General features: G+C 71.8%; 2 pseudogenes. Both read right to left on the reverse strand.

Features of this window, described 5'->3' with window-relative positions:
* Positions 1 to 44: 44 nt before the first annotated feature.
* A pseudogene (locus tag KUTG_RS36405) lies at positions 45 to 739 on the reverse strand (NAD-dependent epimerase/dehydratase family protein); the annotation flags it as partial.
* Positions 740 to 995: 256 nt separating this feature from the next.
* A pseudogene (locus tag KUTG_RS36410) lies at positions 996 to 1,243 on the reverse strand (galactokinase); the annotation flags it as partial.

A 1,243-nucleotide genomic window follows, 5' to 3' on the forward strand; every position in this document is an offset into this window, starting at 1 on the left:
TAGATGCTGTGCCGGCCGGGCTTGGCGTCTTATGGATCACTTTGCGCCTCGGCCAGGTCCAGCACGTGGATGTAGGGGGGACGCAGGTGCCGTCCTCGGTGGGCCAGTCGTCGCCGTACATCTGGACCTTCTCGCGCTGGCCGAGGGCGACCTGGAGCACGATCGGGATGAGGTGCGTCTCCACGGTGTGCCGCTCGCCGAGCTGCTGCACGCCCGGGGCCACGTAGGCGCCGGCCACGTTGAAGTAGCGCAGGCTCACGCCGGCCAGGCCGTGGGCGGCGGCGAACGAGGTGATGGCGAAGTCGATGGCCAGCTTGGTGGCGCCGTAGGTGTTGGTGGGACGGGTCGGCGCCGTCTCGACGATCGGCACCTGCTCGGGCTCGCCGTAGGTGGCGGCGGTGGAGGAGAACACCAGCCGCTGGGTGCCGTTGTCCCGCATCGCTTCGAGCAGCCGCAGCGAGGTGACGACGTTGCCGTTCCAGTACTTGGCCGGGTCCTGCATGGACTCGCCGACCAGCGACTTGGCCGCGCAGTGCAGCACGCCGTCGAAGCCCTCGGCCAGCAGCGGCCCGGCCACCTCGGCGATATCGCCCTCGACGAAGCGCGCCCCCTCGGGGACGGCGTCCGCGTGCCCGGTGGACAGGTCGTCCACCACCACAACCTCGTGGCCGGCCTCGACCAGCCGCGCGGCGCTCACGCTTCCGACATAGCCAGCTCCGCCGGTGACGACCAGCTTCACGCGTTTCCGCCTCTCGATTCAACGTGCATGGAGTGGATCTTGGTGCAGGGGGCCGGGTTCGGATCCGGCCTGGGGCAACTGTGCAGCGGGGCGTGTGGGGTCCGGGTTCGGTTCGGCCGAAGGCCGGGCAGAACCGGGCCGATCGACGGGTGGCTCGGTCGGGAGTCCGGGACCGGCCCGAGACGCGAGGCTCGGGCCGGCACGCGGACCGGGTTCGGCACCCGGGACCGGGACGCTGTGGAGTTGGAAGGGCGGGTTACTCGTCGCGGCCGGCGCCGGGGGAGGGGACGCCGACGAAGAGACGGGGCGGGGTGAGGGAGTGGGCGGCGTAGGCGTCCAGGACGGCCTGCTCGACGGTGGGACGGGAGGTGGCGTGGACCAACGCGATGGCGGAGCCGCCGAAGCCGCCGCCGATCATGCGCGCGCCGAGGGCACCGGCGGAGAGGGCGGCGTCGACGGCGACGTCGAGCTCCAGGCAGGAGACCTGATAGTCGTCGCGGAGGC

The organism is Kutzneria sp. 744, from assembly GCF_000568255.1.
Classification (GTDB): domain Bacteria; phylum Actinomycetota; class Actinomycetes; order Mycobacteriales; family Pseudonocardiaceae; genus Kutzneria.